The sequence below is a fragment of the Phaeobacter sp. CECT 5382 genome, from assembly GCF_001457775.1.
Classification (GTDB): Bacteria; Pseudomonadota; Alphaproteobacteria; order Rhodobacterales; family Rhodobacteraceae; genus Pseudophaeobacter.
Map to the genome: position 1 here is coordinate 127,876 of NZ_CYSG01000005.1, position 24,555 is coordinate 152,430.

The 24,555-nt window shown below is 58.1% G+C and carries 23 protein-coding genes; 3 read left to right on the top strand and 20 right to left on the bottom strand.

Annotation, left to right across the window (positions count from 1 at the left end; genetic code table 11):
- Positions 1-59 precede the first annotated feature (59 nt).
- The gene (locus PH5382_RS07510; RefSeq protein WP_231751820.1) at positions 60-836 is read left to right on the top strand and encodes a LytTR family DNA-binding domain-containing protein; all 777 of its coding nucleotides are present in this window, start codon (positions 60-62) and stop codon (positions 834-836) included.
- Between the two features lie 56 nt (positions 837-892).
- Here the strand turns inward: PH5382_RS07510 and PH5382_RS07515 are convergent, their stop codons facing one another.
- From PH5382_RS07515 to PH5382_RS07525, 3 genes are all read right to left on the bottom strand, one after another.
- The gene (locus PH5382_RS07515) at positions 893-1,300 is read right to left on the bottom strand and encodes a PaaI family thioesterase (RefSeq protein WP_058333745.1); all 408 of its coding nucleotides are present in this window, start codon (positions 1,298-1,300) and stop codon (positions 893-895) included.
- Between the two features lie 82 nt (positions 1,301-1,382).
- Positions 1,383-2,033, bottom strand: coding sequence for a ligase-associated DNA damage response endonuclease PdeM (pdeM, locus tag PH5382_RS07520; protein WP_058333746.1), 651 nt, complete (start codon positions 2,031-2,033; stop codon positions 1,383-1,385).
- 43 nt (positions 2,034-2,076) lie between these two features.
- Positions 2,077-4,491, bottom strand: coding sequence for a ligase-associated DNA damage response DEXH box helicase (locus tag PH5382_RS07525; RefSeq protein ID WP_058333747.1), 2,415 nt, complete (start codon positions 4,489-4,491; stop codon positions 2,077-2,079).
- A gap of 113 nt (positions 4,492-4,604) precedes the next feature.
- Here PH5382_RS07525 and PH5382_RS07530 point away from each other — a divergent pair, with 113 nt between their 5' ends.
- The gene (locus PH5382_RS07530) at positions 4,605-5,087 is read left to right on the top strand and encodes a DUF4405 domain-containing protein (RefSeq protein ID WP_058333748.1); all 483 of its coding nucleotides are present in this window, start codon (positions 4,605-4,607) and stop codon (positions 5,085-5,087) included.
- Between the two features lie 86 nt (positions 5,088-5,173).
- Here the strand turns inward: PH5382_RS07530 and PH5382_RS07535 are convergent, their stop codons facing one another.
- The 13 genes from PH5382_RS07535 to PH5382_RS07590 form a co-directional block, all read right to left on the bottom strand.
- Entirely contained in the window at positions 5,174-6,481 is a 1,308-nt protein-coding gene (locus PH5382_RS07535) for a hypothetical protein (RefSeq protein ID WP_058333749.1), read from the bottom strand.
- Positions 6,482-6,669: 188 nt separating this feature from the next.
- Entirely contained in the window at positions 6,670-7,176 is a 507-nt protein-coding gene (locus tag PH5382_RS07540) for a prepilin peptidase (RefSeq protein ID WP_058333750.1), read from the bottom strand.
- Between the two features lie 2 nt (positions 7,177-7,178).
- Positions 7,179-8,027 (bottom strand): tetratricopeptide repeat protein, encoded by an 849-nt coding sequence (locus PH5382_RS07545; protein WP_058333751.1) that lies wholly within the window; start codon positions 8,025-8,027, stop codon positions 7,179-7,181.
- Positions 8,028-8,061: 34 nt separating this feature from the next.
- On the bottom strand, positions 8,062-8,664 hold the full coding sequence (locus PH5382_RS07550) for a tetratricopeptide repeat protein (protein ID WP_058333752.1): 603 nt from the start codon (positions 8,662-8,664) through the stop codon (positions 8,062-8,064).
- 11 nt (positions 8,665-8,675) lie between these two features.
- Positions 8,676-9,656, bottom strand: a complete 981-nt coding sequence (locus PH5382_RS07555; RefSeq protein WP_058333753.1) for a type II secretion system F family protein — start codon at positions 9,654-9,656, stop codon at positions 8,676-8,678.
- Between the two features lie 10 nt (positions 9,657-9,666).
- Positions 9,667-10,635 carry a type II secretion system F family protein gene (locus tag PH5382_RS07560; RefSeq protein WP_058333754.1) on the bottom strand — a complete coding sequence of 323 codons (969 nt, stop codon included), beginning with the start codon at positions 10,633-10,635 and terminating at the stop codon, positions 9,667-9,669.
- A gap of 2 nt (positions 10,636-10,637) precedes the next feature.
- A complete protein-coding gene (locus PH5382_RS07565) occupies positions 10,638-12,074 on the bottom strand; it encodes a CpaF family protein (protein WP_058333755.1) in 1,437 nt (478 codons plus the stop codon).
- A 43-nt stretch (positions 12,075-12,117) separates the two neighbouring features.
- The gene (locus PH5382_RS07570; protein ID WP_058333756.1) at positions 12,118-13,356 is read right to left on the bottom strand and encodes an AAA family ATPase; all 1,239 of its coding nucleotides are present in this window, start codon (positions 13,354-13,356) and stop codon (positions 12,118-12,120) included.
- Between the two features lie 149 nt (positions 13,357-13,505).
- Positions 13,506-14,135 carry an OmpA family protein gene (locus PH5382_RS07575; protein WP_058333757.1) on the bottom strand — a complete coding sequence of 210 codons (630 nt, stop codon included), beginning with the start codon at positions 14,133-14,135 and terminating at the stop codon, positions 13,506-13,508.
- 21 nt (positions 14,136-14,156) lie between these two features.
- Positions 14,157-15,551 (bottom strand): type II and III secretion system protein family protein, encoded by a 1,395-nt coding sequence (locus PH5382_RS07580; RefSeq protein WP_058333758.1) that lies wholly within the window; start codon positions 15,549-15,551, stop codon positions 14,157-14,159.
- Positions 15,552-15,797: 246 nt separating this feature from the next.
- Positions 15,798-16,658 (bottom strand): Flp pilus assembly protein CpaB, encoded by an 861-nt coding sequence (gene cpaB, locus PH5382_RS07585; protein WP_058333759.1) that lies wholly within the window; start codon positions 16,656-16,658, stop codon positions 15,798-15,800.
- A 110-nt stretch (positions 16,659-16,768) separates the two neighbouring features.
- Positions 16,769-16,945 carry a hypothetical protein gene (locus PH5382_RS19975; RefSeq protein ID WP_197410015.1) on the bottom strand — a complete coding sequence of 59 codons (177 nt, stop codon included), beginning with the start codon at positions 16,943-16,945 and terminating at the stop codon, positions 16,769-16,771.
- A 91-nt stretch (positions 16,946-17,036) separates the two neighbouring features.
- Positions 17,037-17,225: a hypothetical protein gene (locus PH5382_RS07590; protein ID WP_058333760.1), complete on the bottom strand. Its 189-nt coding sequence runs from the start codon at positions 17,223-17,225 to the stop codon at positions 17,037-17,039.
- A 412-nt stretch (positions 17,226-17,637) separates the two neighbouring features.
- Here PH5382_RS07590 and PH5382_RS07595 point away from each other — a divergent pair, with 412 nt between their 5' ends.
- Positions 17,638-18,456: a lytic transglycosylase domain-containing protein gene (locus tag PH5382_RS07595; RefSeq protein WP_231751821.1), complete on the top strand. Its 819-nt coding sequence runs from the start codon at positions 17,638-17,640 to the stop codon at positions 18,454-18,456.
- A gap of 205 nt (positions 18,457-18,661) precedes the next feature.
- On the opposite strand, the gene PH5382_RS07600 is transcribed toward PH5382_RS07595, so the two are convergent.
- From PH5382_RS07600 to topA, 4 genes are all read right to left on the bottom strand, one after another.
- On the bottom strand, positions 18,662-19,696 hold the full coding sequence (locus PH5382_RS07600; RefSeq protein ID WP_058333761.1) for a fatty acid desaturase: 1,035 nt from the start codon (positions 19,694-19,696) through the stop codon (positions 18,662-18,664).
- Positions 19,697-20,016: 320 nt separating this feature from the next.
- A complete protein-coding gene (locus tag PH5382_RS07605) occupies positions 20,017-20,646 on the bottom strand; it encodes a 3-oxoacid CoA-transferase subunit B (RefSeq protein ID WP_058333762.1) in 630 nt (209 codons plus the stop codon).
- Between the two features lie 2 nt (positions 20,647-20,648).
- Entirely contained in the window at positions 20,649-21,368 is a 720-nt protein-coding gene (locus tag PH5382_RS07610) for a CoA transferase subunit A (RefSeq protein WP_058333763.1), read from the bottom strand.
- Positions 21,369-21,754: 386 nt separating this feature from the next.
- Positions 21,755-24,442, bottom strand: coding sequence for a type I DNA topoisomerase (gene topA / locus PH5382_RS07615; protein WP_058333764.1), 2,688 nt, complete (start codon positions 24,440-24,442; stop codon positions 21,755-21,757).
- Between the last annotated feature and the right edge of the window lie 113 nt (positions 24,443-24,555).

Below are 24,555 nucleotides of genomic sequence, written 5' to 3' on the forward strand. Positions count from 1 at the left end.
GCGCAAAAAGCGTGCTCGCGTCGTGAAGTGCAGGGAATTTGGACGGGATGTCATTCACGATGCGTGAACCGCTGGGCAGGCTAGGGACGGGCACACTGCGGTTAGGTCTGCTCTGGGTCCTGATCACCGGGTTTGCCGCCGCTACGGGTCCCTTTGGCACTTTCGAGGTTCTGGGGCTGCCTGCGCGTTTTGCCTATTGGGCGGTGATCGTGGGGCTGGCCATAGGTCTGACCGTGCTGCAAAAGCATCTGTTGCGCGGCCAGCCTGAAGCTCTGCGGCTGCTGACGCAGATCCCCTATGGGGTTTTCCTTGCTCTGGTTGCCCATGGCATGAACCTGGTGATCTTTCCCGAGTGGGGCGGCTGGGCTGATTTTGGTTTTCTGGTTCTGGTGACGCTCAGCGCGGTTTTTCTGGTCGAGGCGGGCATCTTTCTGGCGCGGCATGTCTTTCATCTGCGCGGAGATCAGAGGCCGCAGACCCCGGGTGCTGAAGTGTCTGACAGGACAGAGGCTGTGCCCCCCAGCCCTGAGGTGCTGTTTCAGCGGCGCTTGCCGATTTCAAAGCGCGGTCAGCTGATCCGGCTGGAAGCACAGGACCATTATCTTTTGGTGGTGACGGATAAGGGCAGTGAGACACTTTTATTACGCATGGGCGACGCCGAGGCAGAGCTGGGCGCGGTGGGGCTGCGCGTGCATCGCTCGCATTGGGTTGTGCCCGGACAGGTGACTGCTCACGCGCGCAATAAGGGACGCGATGTGCTGACCTTGCGCGATGATTGTGTCGTTCCGGTGAGCCGCAGCTACAAAGAAAACGCCCGGGCTGCCGGGTTGTTCTGATCGATTTCAATGTACTGCCCTGGCGGGGCGGAAATGCCGGGACAAATCAGGATGTATCAGGGTGTAACTGGCACCATTGTTCCCTGCATCACCGCGATCAGTTTTTCGGTGTCACCGGTTACGGCAAACACCTCGGCACTGACCACCACCAGCCTGCGGCCCGGCTTGATCACCCGGCCTTTGGCGCGCAAAAAGTCGCCTGCCCCCGGAGCCAGAAGGTTCACCTTGATTTCCGCCGTCATCACATCTTGATCCTCTGGCAGCATCGTCAGGGCGGAATAGCCCGCAGCACTGTCACCAATTGCAAAGGTCAGCGCCGCATGGGCGACGCCCTGCTGCTGGCGGCTTCCGGGCAGGATCGGTGCCTCGATCACCACCTCACCGGCAGCGACGCTGGCGATCCGCGCGCCAAGGGTTTCCATCATGCTTTGCTGGTCAAAGCTCTCGCGAATGCGTTGTTCCAAATTGGTCTTCCTATCTGTTGTCTGAGGTTGACCTTACAGGGTGGGGACCAGGCGTTGGAGATGACGCCACGCAAAACTTGATCTAGCGTGGCATTGGCATCGGCAGGGCCTGTGCTCCGGTTAAAATGGCAAGAGCCTTGGGGTGCATCAAGGCGGACAAGACAGGACCCGAACTGCGCAGGCCCCCGGTATAGGTGCCAAAGGCCGGCAGGATCAGCCGATTCTGGTCGACCAAGAACGCCGGACGCTGGATGCCGCGCAGCCCGGCTTTGGGGTGGTAGTGCCCCGAGATTTCGCCGACCGCTCCTGGTCTGGCAATATGACAAAAGCTGAGGCCCCCCAGCGTGATTTCCGCCAGATGGTCCCTCGAAAACCCGGTGGGCAGGGGGTCATGATTGCCCTCAATCCAGATCCAGCGCCGCCCCTGCATCATCTGTTCAATCCGGGCCTTTTCCTTGTCAGGAAGGGCCGCTGCTGCAGCAGGGTCGTCAAAACTGTCGCCAAGGCAGATCACAGTCTGCGCCTCGCTTTCCATCAATAGCGTCTCAAGCCGTGCCAGAGTATCGGTGGTCTCGTAGGGGGGCAGGGAAGGGCCGCCCCGGCGGGCAGCCCGTTCGGACTTTCCCAGATGCAGATCAGAGACGCAGAGCAGGGATTGATCCGGCCACCACAAAGCACGTTGTGGCAGGGCCACCAGATCTGCACCGCACAAGGAAAAGGAATAGCCGTTCATATCGCTTGTTTTGCGCCTGCACGGACAACTGTGCAAGCGCGGATCACGTCAGATCCCCAAGGCCGGATTGAGCCATCAGCGCTTGGGTTTCTTGCAGCAGCAGTTTTTCTGCCCCGGCGCCTTTGACCGGAACCTTGCCCATTTCCAGCAGCATCGGGGCGGCCAGCGGCGAGATCCGGTCCAGCCTGCGCAGGGTGACCTTGCCCTGAATACGCTGGACCATCTCTTCGATGCGGCCAAAATCGACCAGTCCACGCAGCGCTTCTTCGCGGGTGATGTCCAGCAGCAGATGATCGGGGTCGTATTTGCGCAACGTGTCATACAGAATGTCGGAGGAAAACGTCGCCTGACGCCCGTTCTTGCGCTGGCCCGGCGTGTTGCGGTCAATCAGCCCGGCAATGGTGGCAGCCCCGCGAAAGGCGCGTTTCATCACTGCATTGCCTGCCAGCCAGCCCTCCAGCCCCGCGCGCAGGTCTGGGATATTCAGCAAGGGTGCAGGATCGAGGATCGGCTCAAGCCCCCAGATCAGGGTCGCGTAATCAGTGGCGACAAAGCCTAGCGGGTCAAGTCCCAGCTCCTCCATCCGTTTGGTCAGCAGCAATCCCAGGGTCTGCTGGGCGTTGCGTCCGGCAAACCCATAAAGGCAACTATAGGCGCGCCCGTCATGGGGGAAACTCTCGATGAGCAAATGACCGGGGCGAGGCAGTTCCGAGACCTGGCGCTGTAGGTGCAGCCAATCCGCTGTATGCGGTGGTAGATTGGCCCAATCAGGTTGGGCAAAGATCTGTAGAATACGGTCGCAAAGCTCGGTTGAGGTGGCGAATTTACTGCCGGAAAAGACGGCGATCTTGGGTTTGCGCCCCGGGGTGCGGCTGACCTCGACCGTCATGTCGCGCAGTGATTCATAGCGCACCACCTGACCACCGATCAAAAAACTGTCGCCCGGTGTCAGGGTGGCGGCAAAGGCTTCTTCGATCTCACCCAGCGGGCGGCCACCCCGGGCGCGTTTCAGTCGGACCTTGAGCAGGTCAGCATCCTGAATGGTGCCCAGATTCATCCGGATCCTTTGGGTCGCGCGCGGATCGCGCAGCTGCCAGTTGCCATCGGGGCGCTGCAGCAATCGCTGCCATTGATCATAGCGTTGCAGGGCATAACCGCCGGTGGCGCAGAATTCGAGACAGGCGTCAAAGTCTTTGCGCGAAAGCGCTGCATAGCCCCCGGCTGTGATGACCTCGCGATAAAGTTCCTCTGCCGCAAACTCCCCGGCGCAGGCCCGGATCAGAATATGTTGGCACAGGACATCGCGTGGGCCAGTTGCTGCGGGGCTGGCGTCAAGATCGCCAGCGCGCACGGCCTCAAGTGCTGCGTGGCATTCCACCACCTCGAACCGGTTGGCGGGCACCAGCAGGGCCTTGGATGGCGCATTATAGCGGTGATTGGCGCGGCCAATGCGTTGCACCAGACGTTTGACATTCTTGGGGGCACCAATCTGGATCACCAGATCGACATCGCCCCAGTCGATGCCCAGATCAAGGGATCCGGTGCAGACAACGGCGCGCAGCTCGCCCCGCTGCATGGCGGCTTCGACCCTTTCACGCTGGGTGCGATCCAGTGATCCGTGGTGGATGCCGATGGGCAGCCCCGCATCATTGGCAAGCCAGAGGTTGCGAAAGAAGATCTCTGCCTGTGCGCGGGTGTTGTGAAAGATCAGTGTCGTCTTGTGTGCTTTGATCTGCGCCAGCACTGCAGGAATGGCATGGGCCGCCCCACCCCCGGCCCAGGGCGGGGCCTCGGCAGTCTCTAGCATCTTGATATCGGGGGCAGGGCCGGGATCGGCCTGCACGATCTGGCAGGGGTCTGGATAGCGGGCAAGATAGTGGGCGATGGCTTGCGGGTTCTCTACCGTAGCTGACAGACCTACCCGGCACAGATCCGGACATAGCGCTTGCAGTCGGCTGATCGCCAGCATCAGCTGGTCGCCGCGCTTGCTTTCGGCCAGCGCGTGGATTTCATCGATGACGATGCGCTGCAGACCTTTGAAGGTGCGCGCAACATCCTCGTATGAAGTAAGCAGAGCAAGGCTTTCTGGTGTCGTCAGCAGGATATGCGGTGGATCTGCCCGCTGGCGGCGGCGTCTGGACTGTGGCGTGTCGCCCGTGCGGTCCTCGATACGGATGGGCAGGCCCATCTCTTCGACAGGTGTGCGCAGATTGCGTTTTATATCCGCCGCCAGTGCTTTGAGCGGCGAGATATAGAGCGTGTGCAGCCCCTGATGGCTGCCATCTGCGAGATCGGCCAATGAAGGCAGAAAACCAGCCATGGTCTTGCCGCCGCCAGTGGGGGCAATCAGCAGGGTCGCGGGGGCCTGCGCGCGTATCAACATCTCTTGCTGATGCGGATGCAGGGACCAGTCGCGTGTGGTGAACCAGGATGTCAGAACGTCAGGAAGCCTCGTCATGCTGCGAGGATAGTCTGATCCCGAAACAGGCGGAACAGAATTCACAAAACTGCGACGGAAAAGCGGCCGGGTTGCGTTTGGTTTAAAAGCAAGATGAACACAGGAGTTTTGAGATGTCGTCGTTGCGTAAATGGGCCACCCCCCTGACTGTTGCTTCGTTCCTGATTATGGGTGTGACGGGAATTCTGATGTTTTTTCATTTGGATAGCGGTCTGAATGTACCTCTGCATGAATGGGCGGGCTGGTTGATGGTGCTGGGAGTTGCGGCGCATCTGGTGCTGAACTGGCGTCCCTTCTCCACCTATCTCAAGCGCCCGGCAGCGCGCGCCATCATGGCGCTGGGGGCCGTGGTGCTGGCGCTGTCGTTCTGGCCGGTCGCAGGCGGCGGCAATCCGGCCCAAAAAGTGATGCAGGCGATGGCGCTGTCTGATGTTGGCACGGTGATTGCGCTAAGCGGGCAGGACGTGACCACTGGCCTTGAACAATTGGCCGCAGCTGGTCTGGTCGCGGATGAGACGACATCGATTGCATCCCTGACAGGCGGTGATCGTGGCCGTCAGATGCAGGTGATCGAGGTGCTGTTTCCTGACCCTTAGCTGCGGGCTGATCCCAGCAGAGACACCAGCAAACAAAAGGGGCCGAGAGGCCCCTTTTCGTTCTGAGAACGCGCCGCTGCGGGCTGCTATTTGACGATATGTTCGTCCTTGACGAACATGTTGGCCCAGGCGCGGTCGATCAATTCAGGCGACATCTGATAGGGAATACCCTCAAATTCGCAGATCGCAATCATCTGGTCGATCAGAAAGACCGGCTGATAGTTGGCATAGGTATTGTCGATGGTCGGATATTTCGCTTTCAGCAGGTGCACCAGCGCGCCTTCGTCCAGCGGAACACCTTTCTTGCGCGCCACCATGGCAAAGATCTTGAGGAAGTTTTCCTGGTTGGGCCCGTCGATCTTGATCTTGAAAAAGATCCGGCGCAGGGCGGCCTGGTCAAAGATCTCGTTGGGATGAAAGTTGGTGGAAAAGATCACCAGAGTATCAAATGGCACTTCGAACTTTTCGCCCGATTGCAGCGCCAGAATGTCTTTGTTTTCTTCGAGTGGAACAATCCAGCGGTTGACCAGCGACTGCGGTGGCTCGGCTTGACGTCCAAGGTCATCGACGATGAAGATGCCGCCGGTGGATTTCAGCTGCAGCGGTGCCTGATAGGTGCGCGCTGTGGGGTTATAAACCAGATCCAGCATGTCCAGCGACAGCTCACCGCCGGTGATGACGGTTGGGCGTTCGCATTTCACATAGCGGCTGTCGAACCGTTTGGGTCGGCGAATGGCGGTGGGGTCTTCGGGGGCCTCATCAATCATAGTATGCACGATGGGGTCATAGACGGTGATGACCTGGCCGGCATATTCGATGGCACGCGGCACATAGACATGATCGCCAAGCGCGTCGCGGATCCCGTTTGAAATCGAAGATTTGCCGTTGCCGGGTGGGCCATACATCAGAATCGAGCGCCCGGCACTGACAGCGGGGCCAAGATGATCCAGCAGGCTGTCGGGCAGCACCAGATGGCCCATGGCATTCACCAGCTGGTTGCGCGTCACCATGATATTGCGGATCGACTGGCGCTTGATCTGTTCGCGGTAGACATCCAGCGGTACTGGCATCGCGCCAAAATATTCCGACTGGCTCAGCGCGTCCTGGGCACGTGATTTTCCTGCATCGGTCAGCTGATAGCCCATCTCATTGCCGCTATTGGCATTCAGCGTCCCGGTGGCCTCCAGCAGCTTTTGCTCGCGGGCCATGTCGATCAATTCCTGGGTGACCGGGATCGGCAGGCAGATGGCCTCGGCGACTTCGCTGACCACATTGACGTTCTTGCGAAATATCGTCTTCAGCAGGATGTCCCGCATCATCACGATCGGAAGCTTCATCTGCTCCAGGCCCTTGGGGGCGGGAGGGGCAGTGACGGGGCTGTTTTGCATGTTCATCTGGGGCCTGCTCTGACTGTCACGATTGCTGAGATTCCACAGCAAAGCTGGGAAAGGCGTTGAGCAACAGTCTATTCACCACTGTGGCGAGAGAGAGGCAATCTGCGAGCAATTTGGCGACTGCTTCGCAAGGATTTTAATGAGCTTCGGATAGGGAGTTTTCTTAGCACGGGCTTGGCAAACCCAGTCTAGCTGCCAAAGGCTGCAACCAGCCCGAGATAGATCGCAAGTGTCGCGCCAAGGCACAGCCCCATGGGAAACTTGCTGCCGACGTTCCAGCTTTGCCAGTCGGGGGCGAGGCGGCGCAGCGGTGTGTATTTGACCAGCCGGTGGGTGACAAAGGCGGCGAGCAGATTGGCAGTAAAGATAATCAACAGCGCGGGCAGGTCGGCAAAGGCCACATAGGGTGCGGCAGCGCCCGCGAATTTGGCGTCGCCTGCACCAATCATGCCGGCACTATAGAAGAGAAACCCAAATCCGATCCCTACCGGCAGATGCAGCAGCTGCCAGCCGTAGTCTGTCCAGGTCGGCAGGAGGAAAGCCCCAAGGACCACAAACAACCCGCCCAGGCAGTCATTGATCCAGTTGGGAATGCGCATGCCGCGCAGGTCTGTCAGTGCCGCCGCATAGCACAGCGGCAGCACGAAAGGCAGGAACCAAAGGGCGGTCGTTGCCGGTCCGGCCAGAAAGGTCATCTTCAGCCGTTCTCCAGGGCTGTAAGAGCCTTAGATGCGGCTTCAAAATGCTGCGGATGGGTCGCTACTGCCTCGCGCAACAGGCCTTCGCCGAGCTTGACGTCCCCCTGTTTTACCGCCGTGAGGGCAAGGGTGTGCAACAGCTGCGCCTGTTCCGTCTGGGTCATGGGGATGACCGGCAGGGCGTAGTTACGCTGGGCACCGCGGGCCAGAACCAGGTTGTTCTTGGCGGTGAACAGGTCACGGTCCTGCTGGATGGCTTCGCCAAACAGGCGCTCGGCCTCGGCATAGTCGCCGCGTGTCAGCTTGGAATAGCCCCAATTGTTCATGATCTTGGCGGGGCGTGTGGTCAGCCCGGCGGCAATTTCATAAAAACTGTCGGCGCGTTTCCAGTCTTTGCCTGCATCCGCCACCATGGCCTCCAGCCGGTAGCGCTGGTGGGTTTCATGGGTCGGGGGGATGGCGTTCAACGTGGCCTTTGCGGCATCCCAGTCGCTGGTGCGGATCTGCGCATCGGCCAGCCGCGTGCGGTCTTCGCTGGTGGCGCCGGGCAACGCGACGGTTTTCTTCCAGGCCGAAACTGCTTCGGTGTTGCGCTTGGCGCGGATCAGGGAAATCGCCAGACCACGCTGCAGATCAATCCGATCCGGGTGTTCTTTCAGCGTATTGCGGAAATAATTCACCGCCTCGTTCGGGTCCGCCACCGTGAGCATGACATCATTGAGATTGCTTTCGTCGATGACGTTCACGTCCTGAAAGGCGCGTTCAACGGTTTCATCGGCGTCTTTTTCGCAGGCGGACAGCGCAAAGGCGCCTGCCAGGCATGCGGAGAATAGAAACATTTGGCGCATTTTTGCGTCCTTTTTGCTGCTCTGCCTTCTGCGATCAGGGGTTTTTGCGAATCGCGTAACTCCCGCCGCCTTGCCGCACCAACTTATAGTCGTTGTTTTCTGTGCTTTGCGCATCACTATGCGGGGGATTTTCAAGTTTTTCGAGTGCCAAGCGGAAATTATCCCGGATTGCGTCACTTTCGCCATTGTCCAGCGCATAGGCCCGCTTGAAAACCTGCACCGCCTCCGAGGTTTGGCCCTGTTCCATCAGTACAATACCGAGGTTGTTCAGCGGTTCCGGCCAATCCGGTTCCTTGGCGGTGGCGCGCCGCAGCAGGTCTTCGGCCTGACCAAGCCGCCCAAGCCCGAGGTTGGCCGTACCAAGACTGGACAGGAGTTCGGCGCTGAGGCCGTGATCCAATGTGGCGCGAGTAAAGGCATCCAACGCCAGTTCATATTCACCGGCCGCCATCAGCCGGTGACCAACGACAAGCCCGTCTTCGGCGTCTTTGCGACTATCAACCCCCGGAGCCCAAAGCGCAGCCGGATCTGCAGGACGGCTTTCTGTACAGCCAACCGCCACCCCTGCGAGCGCAAGGGTGGCGGCTACCGTGCGGATATGGCGAACGAGAGGGCCTCGTTCGAAATCTGTCGTCATCAATTGCCCGATCAGTTACCAGTGTTGCCCATATTGGTGATGCCTTGAATGGAGGGGCCGACCAGGATGATCAGCAGCGGCGGCACCGTCAACATCATTGTGGCAAGGGTCATCTTCACTGGCAACTTGTTTGCGGCCTCTTCGGCGCGCATCACGCGTTTATCCCGCATTTCCCCGGCATAGACCCGCAGGGCTTCGGCAATGGAGGTACCAAAGGCCGCCGATTGGATCATCACGGTAACAAAGGAAGAGATATCCTGAACACCACAGCGGGTTCCCATATCGCGCAGGACTTTTTCCTTGTCTTTACCGGCTTTCATTTCATTGGCGACGATCTGAAATTCAAAGGCCAGATCCGGATAGGAAGCGCGCAGCTCGTCGGCGACCCGTACAATGGATTGGTCCAGAGATTGCCCGGCTTCGACGCAGACCAGCATCATGTCGAGCGAGTCTGGAAAGCCTGCCTCGATCTGCTCCTTGCGTTCGGCAATACGGCGGGTGACCCAGTATTTCGGCAACATGTAGCCAGCGCCACCCGGCCCGATGATCCGCAGAGCCATGGCCTGGCCGTCAAATTCGAAATCAGCGTTCATCACGTAAACATAGAACAGCCCGGCCGCCAACCCGACAAGGCCAAGCGCCATCTGTGCGAAGTGAAAGAAGCGCACCGCGTCCTTGGACTGGTAGCCGGCCTGGCGCAGTTTCAACTCCATCGCCGAGAGCTCTTCGGCATTTTGCGGTTCCAGGAAACTGGCGAATTTCTGCAGCTTTTCGTTGCGATTGCCCTGACGCAGGCGTTCCTTTTGCGGCTGGCTCCGGGTTTCCGGGGCCATGCTGCGTTGTAGTTTCTTCAGCGGATCTTCCGGCTGATTGAGCAGCAGCATCAATGCTAGAAGCACCATGACAAGCCCGAGCACGCCGAGGACAAGCAGGGGGCCGAAGGGGCCGAACTGGCCTGTCAGGAAGGTCTCGATTGGGGCGATAATGTTCATTTTTTGCTCCTCAAACCTTGATGTTGGTCAGAACCCGCATCACGAACAGGTTGATGGCAAGCATGATACCAACCAGGAAACAGGCCGGGATAAACCAGGGGTGATCCATCACGGAGTCATAGTAATTGGGATCTTTGGCCAAGAGGCCAATAAGGGCCAGCAATGGAAAGGCGGACAGAAATTTACCCGACCATTGCGCTTCGGCGGTGATCGCCTTGACCCGGCGAAACAGTCGGAAACGCGCCCGGATTACCTTGGCTAAGCCCGACAGAACTTCGGCGAGGTTACCACCGGACTGCTGCTGAATAGTCACGGCCACCGACAAGAACCGCATGTCTTGAATATCAAGGCGTTCGGCCATTTCCTTGAGCGCTTCGCCAACATCGCGACCATAGGCGCTTTCATCGGCGATAATGCCAAATTCGGTAGCCAGCGGATCCCCCACTTCTTGGGCGACGATCTGGACGGTTGAGGAAAAGGGGTGGCCAACCCGCAGGCTGCGGACCATCAGCTCAACTGCGTCGGGCAGCTGCTCTTCGATCATAGCCAAGCGTTTTTTGGCTTTGTTGTTGACCCAGAAGAACACACCACCAACGCCAATCACGATCGAGGCAAGAACCCGGACACCCAGCGGGGTGCTGGTGCCAACGCTCAGGCCGACAAAGGCAAAAACGGCCAGACCGGCCATGATCAGCATCAGCTGTTTTGGGCTAAAGGCGATGGCCGCCTTTTGCGCCTTTTCGGCCAGCAGCGAATATAGCGGAATGGAGCGGGATTTCCCGTGCTGCCCCATTTCCTTGCGCAGCTGTTCGAGCACCTGTTCGCGGGTGCTGCCTTTTTCCATCATCTCCAGACGGCGGTTGACCTGACTGTTGAGGCTGATGGATTTGCCAAAGGCGACCAGATAGATGCCTTCGACCAGAACGATGACACCGACAAAGATCAGGATGTAGATGATGGGTTCTGCGCTTAATTGCATCTTCAGACCTCCATCACACTGGGTTCATAGATCGATGGCGGCAGATCATAGCCCCAAAGGCGGAAGCGTTCGGAATAGTGGCTGCGCACGCCGGTGGCCGTGAAGTGGCCGATGATCTTGTTGTCTGGCGTCAGACCAACGCGTTGAAACCGGAACAGTTCCTGCATGGAAATCACATCACCTTCCATGCCGGTGATCTCGGTGATCGAGGTCATCCGGCGTGAGCCATCTTGCAGACGTGAGGCTTGCACAATTACGTTCACAGCTGACGAGATCTGGCTGCGCACCGCCTTGAGAGGCATTTCGATCCCGGCCATGGCGATCATGTTTTCCAGGCGGCTGATACCATCACGCGCCGAGTTGGCGTGGATTGTGGTCATGGATCCATCGTGGCCGGTGTTCATCGCCTGCAGCATGTCGATCACTTCTTCGCCGCGAGTCTCCCCCACGATGATGCGATCCGGGCGCATCCGCAGGGCGTTCTTCAGGCAGTCCCGGGGGGAGACCTCGCCTTTGCCTTCAACGTTTGGCGGACGGCTTTCCATCCGGCCCACATGGGTCTGTTGCAGCTGCAATTCCGCCGTATCCTCGATGGTGAGGATGCGTTCGGCATTATCAATGAACGAAGATAGCGCGTTCAGCGTGGTGGTTTTACCCGAACCGGTCCCGCCAGACACGATCACATTCAGCCGGGTGGAGACAGCAGCCTGCAAATAGGCGGCCATTTCTTCCGTGAAAGCACCAAATTCAACCAGATCATCAATTGCCAGCTTGTCTTTTTTGAATTTTCGAATCGACACAAGCGAGCCATCCACGGCAACCGGGGGTACCATGGCGTTGAAACGAGACCCATCCGCAAGACGGGCATCGACGTAGGGGTTACTTTCATCAACACGCCGACCCACGGCCGAGACGATCTTGTCGATGATCCGCATCAGGTGCTTTTCATCTTTGAAGGCAATATTGCTCAGCTGCAGTTTGCCGCTGCGCTCAATAAAGATCTGGTGGGGACCGTTGACCAGAATGTCGCTGACGGTGTCGTCCTGCAAAAGCGTCTCTAGTGGACCGAGCCCGGTAACCTCGTCGTAGAGCTCCTTGTTCAGGGTCATACGATCTTCGCGGTTGAGCACGATGCTCTTTTCTTCGAGAATCTCTGCAGCAATTGCTGAAATCTCGCCACGCAGCTCTGCTTCGGGGGCGTTTTCCAATGCTGCCAAGTTGAGGTTTTCCAACAGGTCGCGGTGCAGCTGTACCTTGATCTCGCTCAGGCGTTCCTGGCGCTTGCGGTCCTTGTCCTGCGCTGTGGCCTCGGCGGCAAGACGTGCCATTGGGCGGCGCAGGCTGGTCGTGGTTTTTTCTGCGGGCGCAGCTGCGGCCGCCTCGGCGACGGGCGCCTCGACCTTTGGTTTACCTGTTTGTTTCTTATACTTGGAAAACATGAGAGACCCCCCGGTTACTCATTGAAATGAAAGTTGTCCGAAACTAGGCGGCTGCCTCGGCCTCGCTGGCCCCCAGATCGTGCAGTGAGCGCGCCAGTTTGGCGATCTCCTTACGCAGGGGGTTTTTGGCATTTGAGGTTGCCAGTGGCAGCCCGTGATCACAGCTTTGGGTGATCGGTTTGCCGCCATCAGGCAGTTGCAGATCAATCGAAATTCCGAGGCTTTCGGCCATCCGCTTGACCCGGCTTTTGCCGCTGAGGTCGGTGAATTTCGGGGCCCGGTTCAGGGCAAAACGCAGTTTGTCAAAGGGCAGGCCTTCGGATTGCAGGGCGCGTTTCAGGCGCAGGGCATTTTGCGCCGACCGCATGTCCAGCTCGATCAATGCGAAATAGACATGCGCCATCTGCAAAATGGTTTCGGACCATTGCACCAGCGTGTGTGGCATATCGATGATGACAAAATCAAAATGGCTGCGCGCCATTTCGACCACTCGCTCGACATCTTCGACCGAGATGAAATCCAGCGGGATCATGTCGCTGGGAGCTGTCAGAACCTGCAGTTTGTCCTGGAAAGGCATCAGGGCCTGACCAAACATATCCGCATCCATGTTTTCGGTCTCGCTCAGCATCTCCATCACCACTTCGCGGCGCGGAATGTCCAGATAGGTCGAGACCGAACCCTGCTGCATGTCAAAATCCAGCAGGCAGACAGAGGGTGTCTTCTGATCGCTCATCTCGGCCAGCTCCCAGGCGAGGTTCACCGCCAGTGTGGTCGACCCGGTGCCGCCAGCCAGCCCATGACAAACAATTACGGCGCCTTCGCGACGCGCATCGGCCTGCAACGGGTGCAGGTTGCTCGGCGGGGCTGCTTCGGGTTCCGGTGCGCTGAGACGCTCGATGGCCGCCTGCAGTTCCTGTTCCGGCAGCGGGTAGGGGATGAATTCGTCGGCGCCCTGGCGCAGCAGGGTATGCAGCGCGGCGGGGCTCACCTCTTCGGCGATCAGGATCACCTTGATGTCGCGGGCCTTGGCTTGGGTGATGATTTCGCCCATCAGAGCCAGATTTGCCTCATCCTCGGCATCCATCGCCAGGGCGACGAATTCCAGCGTCTCGGCTTCGGGTTGCGAGAAAAAGGCCAGCGTCTCGTTAAAGCCCAAATCGCCCCAGGCTTCACCCAGTGCGGTTTCCATGTCTTCAATCAAGAGGTCGAAGTTCTGCACATCACGGCTGATGGTGCAGGCAACAATGGCAGATTGTTCTGTTTGCGGTAGGTCGCTGCTCATCGAGATCATCCTCTTTTTATCGAAGGTACCTGCCAAATATGGAGATCAGGTTTCTTCTGAGGACGAATGTCGGTGAAGATCTAGGCGAGATTGGGGCCAAAAAGCCCCAATTATTGGGAATTGTTAAGAGATCTTAAGATTGTCGATACTTATTCCAGGTTGGACGACAGAGACTCTTCGACTGTCAGCGTGGTGGCTGGCACGGCGCTTTCGACATACTCGCGATAGACCACCTGCGCATATTTTCCATCCAGAACAGATGGATGACCTTTGTAAAAGCCGCTGACCTGAGTCACGGTGCGCCGATTGCGCCGTTCGCGGGTATTGGTCAGGATCAGAGGCTGGGTCTCACCATAAGAGACCATGGCCTCCAACCGGGCGCGGCTGATGCCTTTGGAGACCAGATAATTGACTGCCGCGCGGGCGCGACGGCGACCAAGCTGTTTGTTGTAGCCCGAGCCCCCAACCGAATCAGTATGGCCATAAACACGGAACCTGACTTCGGGGAATTGTTTGATCCAGGCCGCCTGACGGTCAAGCACCGCACGGGCGGTCCCGTCTAGGCGGGCATCGTCAAAATCGAAGTTGATTGTGGTTGGCACTTCCCGCGCAAAGCGTTCAGCCAGTTGAACCGCAAAATCGCGTTCACCGCTCATGACGGCGGCATTGTCATTGGCAGCTACGCCAAAGACTGCGCCGTCCAGGGGCTCTCCGGCTTCGCGATAGCCACAGGAGGCGGTGGTGAGAACCAGTCCCAGGATCAGTGTTCTTGTGATCATCTACCCGGTTTTCCTTTTTCTTCAGTCCAGCACGTAGCCGTAGGAGCCGTTGAAATCTTGATTGGCGACTTCGCTGGCAGGGCCCTTCTGGCCCCGTTCAGTGCGGCCGAACAGGAACAGATCTGCCTCGCTTGGCGGCTTCAACCGATCCGTTGGCAGGGTCAGAGCCTCGCCGCGGGTCGGAGAGACAAGATGCGCGCTGACGATAATGACCAGTTCGGTCTGCTCGCGCTGATAGTCTGCACTGCGAAACAACGCACCGAGGATCGGAACATCGCCAATCCAGGGCAGTTGCGAGGAATTGTCGAGGAATTCATCCTGTACAAGGCCTGCAATGGCAAAGCTTTCGCCATCACCCAATTCCACAGTAGTGGAGGTCTCGCGGCGCGAGAAAGCATTCACGGAGAGCCCGCCTGTGGTGATGGAATTGGTCGGATCAATGGCGGAAACTGCCGCCTTGAGTTCAAGGTTGATCAGATTCTTGTCCACAACGCGGGGAATGAAGTTCAGCTCGATCCCGAATGGTTTGAATTCGATGGTGGTGACACCGCCATCCTGCGAGACCGGAATGGGGTATTCGCCACCGGCAAGGAATTTTGCTTCCTGACCGGAAAGGGCAGAAAGATTGGGCTCCGCTAGGGTCCGTACCACACCCTTTTTCTCGAGAGCTTCGAGCAGTATGCCGACTTGCAGGGAGCCGACGCCAAATTGAAAGGCCAGCGCATTGGTGGTGCCATCAGAGACTTCGACGGGGTTCCCAAGGCCGTTGTTGCCCAAAAGCCAGGTTCCGGTTTCACCCGCCACGTCGCCACCGGCATTGCCAAGTGCTACGGATGATTTGAGCGCCTTGGAGACAGACCGCTGCATTTCAGCAAAGCGGACCTTCAGCATGACCTGCTGCACGCCGCCGACGCTCAGCAGGTTGCTGACGCGGTCTGGGGCATAGCGTTCTGCCAGATCCAGGGCGCGCTGCAGTCGCGATGAACTGGAAACTGTGCCGGACAGCACGATGCCATCATTGGCGGTGCGGACTTCGATTTTTTCACCGGGCAGGATCTGGCGCAGACGTTCCTTGAATTCAGAAACATCGGCTGCGACACGGACATTCACGTTGGTGATCAATCTGCCAGAGGCATCAAGCAGGGTCAGCGTGGTCAGTCCGGGCGATTTTCCGAGAACGTAAATGGTGCGATCCGACAAAGAGGAAATATCCGCGATGCTGGGGTTGGCAATGCTCAACTCCGCGAAGGGATCATCGCTTTCGACCACAACAGCGCGGTTCATCGGCACATCAAGAGTGACGGATGTCCCCTTTTTGACCACTCGCAGCCCATTTGCCTGCACCATGTCTGGAGCAGATATACAGAAAAGCGATAGCCCGGTTAGGGCTGCCGCAATAAACCGTCGAAATTCCATGTGACCTGCCTTTCCGATCACGCCTCAAAATCGGGTCTTTTTGCCCGTTCTTTCGGGCACTGTGCTGCAGTTTGCGAATTTTTGCAAGAATCAATGGCTTCGACGAGTTTCTTGATGGCTGCGGGCTGTGGAGCCTCTGCAACAGACAGTGGCGCTCAGGGGGCATTGGCTTTGTTGGGGGCGCGCAGGAAAGCCCCCCGTTGGGGAGGCTTTCAGAAGGGTAAGCTGTTGTCTGATATCAGGTTATCAGTTGGTACAGGGGATCGGAATTTCTACCACCTCGGCGCCGCGACGGGTGCGAATGGTGCAGACGCGTTTCTGTTCGACCTGATCAGGAGCTTGCAATGCGCCCAGACCCAAAAGCTTGCGTTGGTCCACTTCGATAACCGAAGCGATGGTGTCATCGCCGGCACCGACCAGGGAGAGCGACAAGCGGCCCGTGGTCTGGGCTTGTGCCAGGGCTGCGACCTGCGCCGGGTGCACAGCAACGGTAACGGTGCGTGCGATCGTGGCACCATTTATGTCGGTGCTGGCGCTCTGATCGACTGCGATCAGTTCGATGCTGGGCTCAATGAGACGGGTAATCTCTTGCCGTCCGCGCTGGTCCGACCCTTGTAAGGCGCCCGTCCAGTAGACATCAACGTGATCGCCGGGGCGCAGGAAGCCGGAAACGCCAGATGACACATCCACTTTGATGGCAAAGGCGCGCATGCCTGGTTGCAGCTGTGATGTGATACCGGCATCTTTGCCAGGATTGGTCACCTTGACTGCCAGAACTGCCTCGTCTTTCTCCATGGTGCGCAGCACCACCCGCAGATCATCAGGCTGAGCTGGGGGGAACAGGGCATCCAGCGTCGTGAAGGCCCCCTCCGGGACCGAAGCCGTTGGCCAAAGCACCTTGCGGATGGTTTCCTTGGTCAGGCGTTCGCCGTATTTTAGCTGTTTCGCCGCGACAAAAACCTCGGTGGTCGGAATGACATCTCCGCGGTTCGCACGTTCGCGTTCCAGTTCATTCTGATAGGCCGAGATATAGTTTTTCGCCATCATCACCGCGCCGCCGGCGAGGGCGACCCCGACAATCAGGACTAGTCCGAATACTGCGCGCATTGTGTGACCTCTTGTAGCTAAGGCCGACCCCACCTGATGGCGGAGCCGGTAGATTGACTATTCATACAGTGACAATATTGCGGCCTTCTGGCGTGTCAGACCCCTGTGGGTCAGCTGAAGTCCCAGTTCGACATATAGGAGACCAAGGCATTCGTGAGCCCCAAAACACCATCCTGCATCTGTGATGAAATCAAGGCGGCCAATCCTGCCATCGCAGCAGTAAGAACCACCCAGTCGACAGTTACAGCGCCATCGTCACTGGCGATAAATGCCCAAATTTTTTTCATTTTGGCCCTCGCTCGTATCTGGCTTGGGAAAAAGGCCGCGCCCTTGGCTTAAAGGCGCGGCCCAACAACTTACGAAGATCTAGTCTGCGACTTATGCAGGATCAACTGGGCCTTTGGTGCCGAGGTATGTTTCGGTCTTACCGGTCAGGTCTGATGCACCACTCTGGATCGAGGTGTAAGCTGCGCCAGCCAGGGCACAAACAGCAGCGGTCAGAACAACCCAGTCAACAGTCACGGCGCCGGAGTCGTCTTTGCGGAAGTTTTTGATGAATTTGATCATAGTGTAGTCCCTCCAAAGGATCTCTAAGGTTTTTAAGTTTCCCGGCGACGTCTGTTCAGGGTCTGTCTCTCTCTCTCACCGACCCTGTGTCGCTTGGATGAGTACATATAGCCGGTAGAGCGTGGCAGGAATTGGGCCGGATTCTGGAAATTACCGCCCAATTTTAACTTCTCATAAGGAGGTGGGCTAAGCTTCTGAAATGACGCGATATAAAAGTTTACTTTTTGTCAACGAAGGTAAATTTGACCGGGTGCCGGTTAGCAATTATGGCGATTGTGCCAGATTTCAGGCGCTATAGCTGGATTTTGCCGCCCGGATCGGCGAGTCTCTCAGGTGAAAATCGACAAGGCCCGCGCGAAAAATGCACTTTCAGTCCCATATCGGTTCGCTTTTTCTTTTTGCGACGCTTGGAATGACCTTTGGAGCGGGCGATTCCCGTGCCCAGCAGGCGATTGCGGTCCCGGAGGCCTCAACGCCGACTGCACCGCGCCCATTTCCGAGTTTTGAGGCCAAGCGGATCTCGGCGCCAAAGGCTGGTACCCCGCCACGGATCACGGTTCAGATCAAAGAGCAGCAGCCTGCGACCGCGTCACAGATCGTCACGGATACGCAGGTAGGGGCGCAGGGGGATGCAACGGCTGTTGGACAGTATGGCTGGTTCTGGGATCGTGTGCCCTCAGCGCAGGAGGCCACCACCGGCGCACACCGTCTGGATGAAGCGCTGCTGGCGCTGCGTACAGCAACAAACCCGGTCGCAGCCCCCCGGCTGCAGGTGATGCAGGACATTGTTCAGCAGCAGGCGGTGACAATTTTGCTGTCCAGCGCAGGTACCCGTGTGTCGCCTGCTTTGGTTCTGGCGGTGATTGCGGTGGAATCCGCCGGAAAAAGTGACGTGGTAAGTTCTGCGGGGGCCACGGGGCTGATGCAGCTGATGCCGGATACGGCCACGCGGTTTGGAGTTACGGATGCCCTGGTCGCAGAACAGAACATTGCAGGCGGTATAAAATATCTGGATTGGCTGATGGAGAAATTCTCTGATGATGCGGTTCTGGCACTGGCAGGCTACAATGCGGGCGAAGGGGCCGTACGGGATCACAGTGGCGTGCCGCCCTATGCCGAGACCCGCGACTACGTCCCCAAGGTGCTGGCGGCGTATCAGGTGGCGCGCGGGCTGTGCATGACGCCGCCGGAGCTGATCACGGATGGCTGTGTCTTTCGTCAGCTGAAATGAGCCATGGCGCGCTTCGGGCGCCTGCGATGACACTGCTGACCACATCCGCCTGTATCTCAGCGCCGCCTGTGTTGCTGGATACGCTACCTGACAGCCGCGTGTAGTAACAGATTCGAGCGCGGCGAATGAAATGAATGCGGAAAAAGAAAAGAGGGCTGAAATCAGCCCTCTTTTTTCGTTTCATCAGTTTGTAAGGTGCTTCGGCTCAGCCGTATAGCGCGCGCGCCTGAGAGAAAGACAGTAGGCGTTTGCTGTTCTCATCCCAGAGGTGCAGCCGGGCGCAGGACAGGCTTTCACGGACGGTCAGCCGGTTCTTCATCGCCAGTTCGGAGTGATCGCGGATCACTTCGGTCAGGCGGTAAAAGGGAATTCGGCTGTAAAGGTGATGTACCTGATGGATGCCGATATTTGCGGTGAACCACTGCAGGACTTTGGGCAGAACGTAATAGGAGCTGCCGTTCAGAGCGGCATCATGCAGCTGCCAGTCGTCGGCGTTTTCCCAATGCGTGGTCTCAAACTGATGCTGTACATAGAACAGCCAGACACCGGCGGTGGCCGCCAAAATCGTCGAGGGCAGAAAGATCAGCAGCAGCGGCAGCAAGCCGCCAAAGTACCAGATCGCGCCAAGGATCAGCAACAGCGTCAGGTTGGTCCCCATAGCGCTGGTCCAATAGCGCGCGCTGTTCATCAGACCCAGCGGAATACGGTTTTGCAGCAGGAACAGATAGCTTGGGCCGAGGCCGAACAGTGTCACCGGGCTGCGGTAGATCCGGTAGTGAATTTTTCCGAATGTCGACAGGGCCTGATATTCTGCCACGGTGAGCGTGTGCACATCACCCATGCCGCGCTTATCAAGATTGCCCGCAGCACTGTGATGTTCAGAGTGGGTGCGGCGCCAGACGTCATAGGGGGTCAGCGTGACCACTCCAAGGATCCGGCCTACCCAATCGCTCAACATGCGGTTTTTGAAAAAAGCACCATGACCACAATCGTGCTGGATGGTGAACAGACGCAACAGGAAGGCCGCGTTGACGACCGAGATGCCGAAGGCCAGCCAGTAGCTGATCGACAGAGCGTACCAGGCCAGCGCCCAAAGCAGGATAAAGGGTATGGCGCTTACGCCCAGCTCAAAGCTGCTGCGCAGCTCATTGGGCTCGCGGTATTGCGCCAAAATCTTCACCCAGTCGCGGGAAGACCGCGCAGTGGACTGCGATTTGGGAAGGTCATTGCTATCTGTCATGCGCCTGCCGTGCTCGTTTGTGTATGGGCTTTCGGATAAACTACCTGTGCCGCTTGGCAAGTTATTTATGCCTACATTGTGTTCACAGCGACTTTATGCCGTCAAAAAAGGTTCACAAATTGTGCCGCCCCAGCTGCGCTGCAGTCCCGAAATGTACTGAAAGTGAGATTATTGTCGGCATCTCTCACTCAAGGGTTGAGACGGGCCTTGCGAGAAATCATTGCCAATGATCCGAGTGCAGGATCAAAAGAAATGCGGCCCACCTTCGAAAATGAAGGCGGGCCGCTTTGGAGTGACGCATGTGCATCGCCCTTAAGGGCTTAGTCTACGAGGGTTGCCTGAGTGGCAGCGCGCAGCTCTTCTTCGGAGACACCATCTGCGCATTCGACGATTTTCAACCCGCCCTCGACCACGTCCAGCACACCCAGGTTGGTGATGATGCGGTCGACGACCTTTTGGCCGGTCAGCGGCAGGGTGCATTCCTTCAGCACCTTGCTGTCGCCGTGTTTGTTGGTGTGATCCATGACCACGACCACGCGGCCAACGCCAGCCACCAGATCCATTGCGCCGCCCATGCCTTTGACCAGCTTGCCGGGAATCATCCAGTTGGCGAGGTCGCCGTTCTCGGCCACTTCCATCGCGCCCAGAATCGCCATGGCGATCTTACCACCGCGGATCATCGCAAAGCTCTGCGCAGAATCGAAATAGGCGGTCTGTGGCAGCTCGGTGATCGTTTGCTTCCCAGCATTGATCAGATCAGCGTCTTCTTCACCCTCAATGGGGAAGGGGCCCATGCCCAACATGCCGTTCTCCGACTGAAGCGTCACTTCGACGCCTTCTGGGATGTAGTTGGAAACCAGCGTCGGAATGCCGATGCCCAGGTTCACATACCAGCCGTCTTGCAGTTCCTGTGCGGCGCGCGCCGCCATTTGATTGCGATCCCAAGCCATGGTTACGCCTCCTTCTGGCGCACGGTGCGCTGTTCAATGCGTTTTTCGTGATCACCTTTGATGATGCGATGTACATAGATGCCGGGCAGGTGGATACTGTCGGGATCAAGCGAGCCTGTGGGCACGATTTCCTCGACCTCGACGATGCAGACCTTGCCGCAGGTGGCGGCAGGTGCGTTGAAGTTGCGCGCAGTCTTGCGGAACACCAGGTTGCCGGTCTCGTCCGCTTTCCAGGCCTTGACGATGGCGAGATCAGCAAAGATGCCCTCTTCCATGATGTAGTCTTCCATGGCGCCGTCTGCACCAGTAGGAAACTGCTTTTCCATTTTGCCTTCGGCAATCACGGTGCCAACACCGGTTTTGGTAAAGAAGCCAGGGATACCAGCGCCACCGGCGCGCATGCGCTCGGCCAGGGTGCCTTGCGGGTTGAATTCCAGCTCCAGCTCACCCGACAGATACTGCCGCATGAATTCGGCGTTCTCGCCCACGTAGGAAGAGATCATCTTTTTGACCTGTTTGGTCTGCAGCAGAATGCCGATCCCAAAGTCGTCAACGCCTGCGTTGTTGGAGGCAAAGGTCAAATTCTTGGTGCCTGCCTCCTTGATCGCTTCGAGCAAAAGCTCGGGGATGCCGCAGAGGCCAAAGCCGCCTGCCGCAATGAACATGCCGTCGTGAAGCAACCCGTCCAGGGCTTCAGCGGCGTTGGAATAGACCTTTTTCATGGAGTTCTCCCGTCAACTGCCAGTTGGACATGGTTCTGGCCCTGGGGCCGCGCAGAGTCAATAATACGGAGCCGAGAGCGTATTACTACGGAGCGCGAGAGAACAGGAAAGGGGGGGGCTCCCGCCCCTTTGTGGATGTCTTGAAATTCAAAACACCAAAAAGCCTTGGGCCGGGCGCCGTGCGAAGCACGGCGCTTCATCGCATTGAAGCGATGGCACGAAATTTTTAAAGCGCACGCGTTGATCAAAACGTGACAGCGCCGCGCCAAAGGCGCGGCGCTGGGCCCAACGGGGGAGGGGGATCCATTGGATCACCCGAGACGGGCGGGAGCTCCACGTTCAGCTCTCTCAGCTCCGCCAGTACCATCAAGCCGCGTGTTGGCTTGCTATTCGTCTTCGGCTGTTTTGCTTGCAGCAGTTTTCTTCGCCGCAGATTTTTTGGCGGGCGCTTTCTTTTTTGCGGCCGGTTTTTTGGCAGCGGCTTTTTTTGCCGGAGCCTTTTTCTTGGCGCCGGTTTTGCCTGCTTTTTCTGCAATCAGCTTCAGTGCCATCTCTACGGTGACATCTGCTGGTTCGGTGTCTTTGGGCAGGGTGGCGTTCACCTTCTCCCACTTGATATAGGGGCCGTAACGACCGTCCATGATGTTGATGGCGCCACCGCTTTCGGGATGCTCGCCCAGCTCTTTCAGGGGCTTGGCTGCGGCCTGACCGCCCCGACGACCCGGATTGGCGCGCTTTTCCGCCAAAAGCTCAACCGCATGGTTCATGCCGATCTCAAACATCTCGTGCCATTGCTTGAGATTTACATAGGTCGGCTTTTCGGCATCCGGCAGCTTGTGCATGATATAGGGGCCGAACCGACCGAGGTTGGCACTGATGCGCCCGCCTTCGGGATGGTCACCAACGTGACGCGGCAGGCTGAGCAGCTGCAGCGCCTGCTCCAGCGTCGTCTGTTCCTTGGACCAGCCGCCATGGCGGGTCTGTGGCAAGGAACTGCGCTTGGGCTTTTTATTTTCGGGTGTTGGCTCACCGCGCTGCACATAGGGGCCGTAGCGGCCATCTTTTAGCCAGATCTCATCTTCGCCATCGGTGCCCAGCAGTTTTTCTTCGCCATCGGCCCCTTCGCCCGCAATCGGGCGGGTATAGGTGCATTCGGGATAATTGCCGCAGCCAACAAAGCCGCCGGTGCGCGAGGTCTTCAGGTGCAGCTGGCCGACACCGCATTTGGGGCAGACACGCGGGTCCGAGCCATCTTCGCGGGGCGGATAGAGTTGTGGTGCCAGGGCGTCATCGAGCACATCCAGCACTTCGGAAATACGCAGATCTGAGGTCTCGGAAATTGCGGCGGAGAAATCGCGCCAGAATTTGCTCAGGATATCTTTGTAGTCGCGCTCTCCGGCGCTGACATCATCCAGCTCGGCCTCAAGGTTGGCGGTGAACTCATAGCCCACGTAGGTGCGGAAAAAGTTCAGCAAAAAGATCGTAACGATCCGCCCTTTGTCTTCGGGGAAGAGGCGGTTCTTGTCCTTGCGGACATATTCACGGTCCTGGATGGTGGTGATGACGCTGGCATAGGTCGAGGGACGACCAATGCCCAGCTCTTCCATCCGTTTGACCAGCGTGGCCTCGGTAAAGCGGGGCGGCGGCTGGGTGTGGTGCTGCAGACCCAGAACGGCGGCATTTTCCGACAACAGCGAAGCCTCGGCCCCGGCTTTTTCGGCCTGTGGCGCCAGCGAGGAGGCAAACTTCATCGCCTCACCCTGCATGATTTGTGGCAGGCGCTTGTCGTCCTCATCCACAACATCATCGCGGCCCTCTTCATAGACCCGCAGGAAGCCGTCAAACAGCATCACTTGCCCTGTGGCGCGTAGCACCACCTGGCCATCATCCGATCCCAAATCGACCGTGGTGCGCTCAAGGCGTGCGCCTTCCATCTGACAGGCGAGGGTGCGCTTCCAGATCAGATCATAGAGCTTGCGCTGTTCGTCCTCAGAGACCTTGAGGCTTTTTGCATCGCGGCTCATCTCTGTCGGGCGGATACATTCGTGCGCCTCTTGGGCGTTCTTGGCCTTATTCTTGTAGATCCGGGGCGAGCTTGGCACATATTCGGCACCATAGCGGGTCTCGATTTCGGCGCGGGCTTCCTGGACTGCTTCGGGCGCCATGTCGATGCCATCGGTACGCATATAGGTGATGAGACCGGCTTCATACAGACGCTGGGCTGCGTTCATGCATTGCTTGGCCCCCATGCCGAACTTGCGGCTGGCTTCCTGTTGCAGGGTCGAAGTCATGAAAGGCGCGGAAGGATTGCGTGAGGCTGGTTTTGCCTCAACCGATTTAGCCGTCAGATTGCGGCTGGCGACGGCCTGCACCGCCAGTTCGGCTGCGGTGGAATTGGCCAGGCTGTATTTGTCCAGCTTGTCGCCGCCCAGAACCGTCAGACGTGCCTCGAACTCTTGTCCGCGCGGGGTCGCAAGGCTGGCTTTGACTGACCAGTATTCCTGCGGATTGAAAGCTTCGATCTCCATCTCACGCTCTACGATCAAGCGCAGGCAGACCGACTGCACACGGCCAGCAGAGCGGGCACCGGGCAACTTGCGCCACAGAACCGGCGACAGGTTGAACCCCACGAGGTAGTCCAGTGCGCGGCGCGCCAGATAGGCTTCGACCAGCGGCATATCCACCTGACGCGGATTGCGCATGGCTTCGGTCACGGCTTCCTTGGTGATCGCGTTGAAGGTCACCCGGCTCACGGGCGTGTCCTTCTTGATCGAACGGCGCTTGGTCAGTGCCTGTTGCAGGTGCCAGCTGATCGCCTCGCCTTCGCGATCGGGGTCAGTCGCGAGGATCAGTTCGTTGTCTTCTTTTAGGGCGTCGGCAATGGCTTTGACATGCTTGCGACTGTCATTGCCGACCTCCCATGTCATCTCGAAATCATGGTCGGTGTCGACCGATCCGTTTTTTGCTGGCAGGTCGCGCACATGCCCATAAGAGGCGAGAACCGTGTAATCGGAGCCCAGATACTTATTGATTGTTTTGGCTTTGGCTGGGGATTCGACAACAACAACTGGCATGTATTTCTTAAGCCTCTTGGGTACGCAATTTATCGTTCTATGGCCGCGCTAGATCAGCGGCGCAAGGGGGGAATGTCAATCCGGCAGCAATGGAGGCGGCAAATGCAACACTT

What these genes read in the sequence shown, in the direction of transcription:
- PH5382_RS07510 (WP_231751820.1), top strand. Translation starts at nt 60, where the DNA reads ATGCGTGAACCGCTGGGCAGGCTAGGGACGGGCACACTGCGGTTAGGT.
- pdeM (WP_058333746.1), bottom strand. Translation starts at nt 2,033, where the DNA reads ATGAACGGCTATTCCTTTTCCTTGTGCGGTGCAGATCTGGTGGCCCTG.
- PH5382_RS07525 (WP_058333747.1), bottom strand. Translation starts at nt 4,491, where the DNA reads ATGACGAGGCTTCCTGACGTTCTGACATCCTGGTTCACCACACGCGAC.
- PH5382_RS07530 (WP_058333748.1), top strand. Translation starts at nt 4,605, where the DNA reads ATGTCGTCGTTGCGTAAATGGGCCACCCCCCTGACTGTTGCTTCGTTC.
- PH5382_RS07535 (WP_058333749.1), bottom strand. Translation starts at nt 6,481, where the DNA reads ATGAACATGCAAAACAGCCCCGTCACTGCCCCTCCCGCCCCCAAGGGC.
- PH5382_RS07540 (WP_058333750.1), bottom strand. Translation starts at nt 7,176, where the DNA reads ATGACCTTTCTGGCCGGACCGGCAACGACCGCCCTTTGGTTCCTGCCT.
- PH5382_RS07545 (WP_058333751.1), bottom strand. Translation starts at nt 8,027, where the DNA reads ATGCGCCAAATGTTTCTATTCTCCGCATGCCTGGCAGGCGCCTTTGCG.
- PH5382_RS07550 (WP_058333752.1), bottom strand. Translation starts at nt 8,664, where the DNA reads ATGACGACAGATTTCGAACGAGGCCCTCTCGTTCGCCATATCCGCACG.
- PH5382_RS07555 (WP_058333753.1), bottom strand. Translation starts at nt 9,656, where the DNA reads ATGAACATTATCGCCCCAATCGAGACCTTCCTGACAGGCCAGTTCGGC.
- PH5382_RS07560 (WP_058333754.1), bottom strand. Translation starts at nt 10,635, where the DNA reads ATGCAATTAAGCGCAGAACCCATCATCTACATCCTGATCTTTGTCGGT.
- PH5382_RS07565 (WP_058333755.1), bottom strand. Translation starts at nt 12,074, where the DNA reads ATGTTTTCCAAGTATAAGAAACAAACAGGTAAACCAAAGGTCGAGGCG.
- PH5382_RS07570 (WP_058333756.1), bottom strand. Translation starts at nt 13,356, where the DNA reads ATGAGCAGCGACCTACCGCAAACAGAACAATCTGCCATTGTTGCCTGC.
- PH5382_RS07575 (WP_058333757.1), bottom strand. Translation starts at nt 14,135, where the DNA reads ATGATCACAAGAACACTGATCCTGGGACTGGTTCTCACCACCGCCTCC.
- PH5382_RS07580 (WP_058333758.1), bottom strand. Translation starts at nt 15,551, where the DNA reads ATGGAATTTCGACGGTTTATTGCGGCAGCCCTAACCGGGCTATCGCTT.
- cpaB (WP_058333759.1), bottom strand. Translation starts at nt 16,658, where the DNA reads ATGCGCGCAGTATTCGGACTAGTCCTGATTGTCGGGGTCGCCCTCGCC.
- PH5382_RS19975 (WP_197410015.1), bottom strand. Translation starts at nt 16,945, where the DNA reads ATGAAAAAAATTTGGGCATTTATCGCCAGTGACGATGGCGCTGTAACT.
- PH5382_RS07590 (WP_058333760.1), bottom strand. Translation starts at nt 17,225, where the DNA reads ATGATCAAATTCATCAAAAACTTCCGCAAAGACGACTCCGGCGCCGTG.
- PH5382_RS07595 (WP_231751821.1), top strand. Translation starts at nt 17,638, where the DNA reads ATGACCTTTGGAGCGGGCGATTCCCGTGCCCAGCAGGCGATTGCGGTC.
- PH5382_RS07600 (WP_058333761.1), bottom strand. Translation starts at nt 19,696, where the DNA reads ATGACAGATAGCAATGACCTTCCCAAATCGCAGTCCACTGCGCGGTCT.
- PH5382_RS07605 (WP_058333762.1), bottom strand. Translation starts at nt 20,646, where the DNA reads ATGGCTTGGGATCGCAATCAAATGGCGGCGCGCGCCGCACAGGAACTG.
- PH5382_RS07610 (WP_058333763.1), bottom strand. Translation starts at nt 21,368, where the DNA reads ATGAAAAAGGTCTATTCCAACGCCGCTGAAGCCCTGGACGGGTTGCTT.
- topA (WP_058333764.1), bottom strand. Translation starts at nt 24,442, where the DNA reads ATGCCAGTTGTTGTTGTCGAATCCCCAGCCAAAGCCAAAACAATCAAT.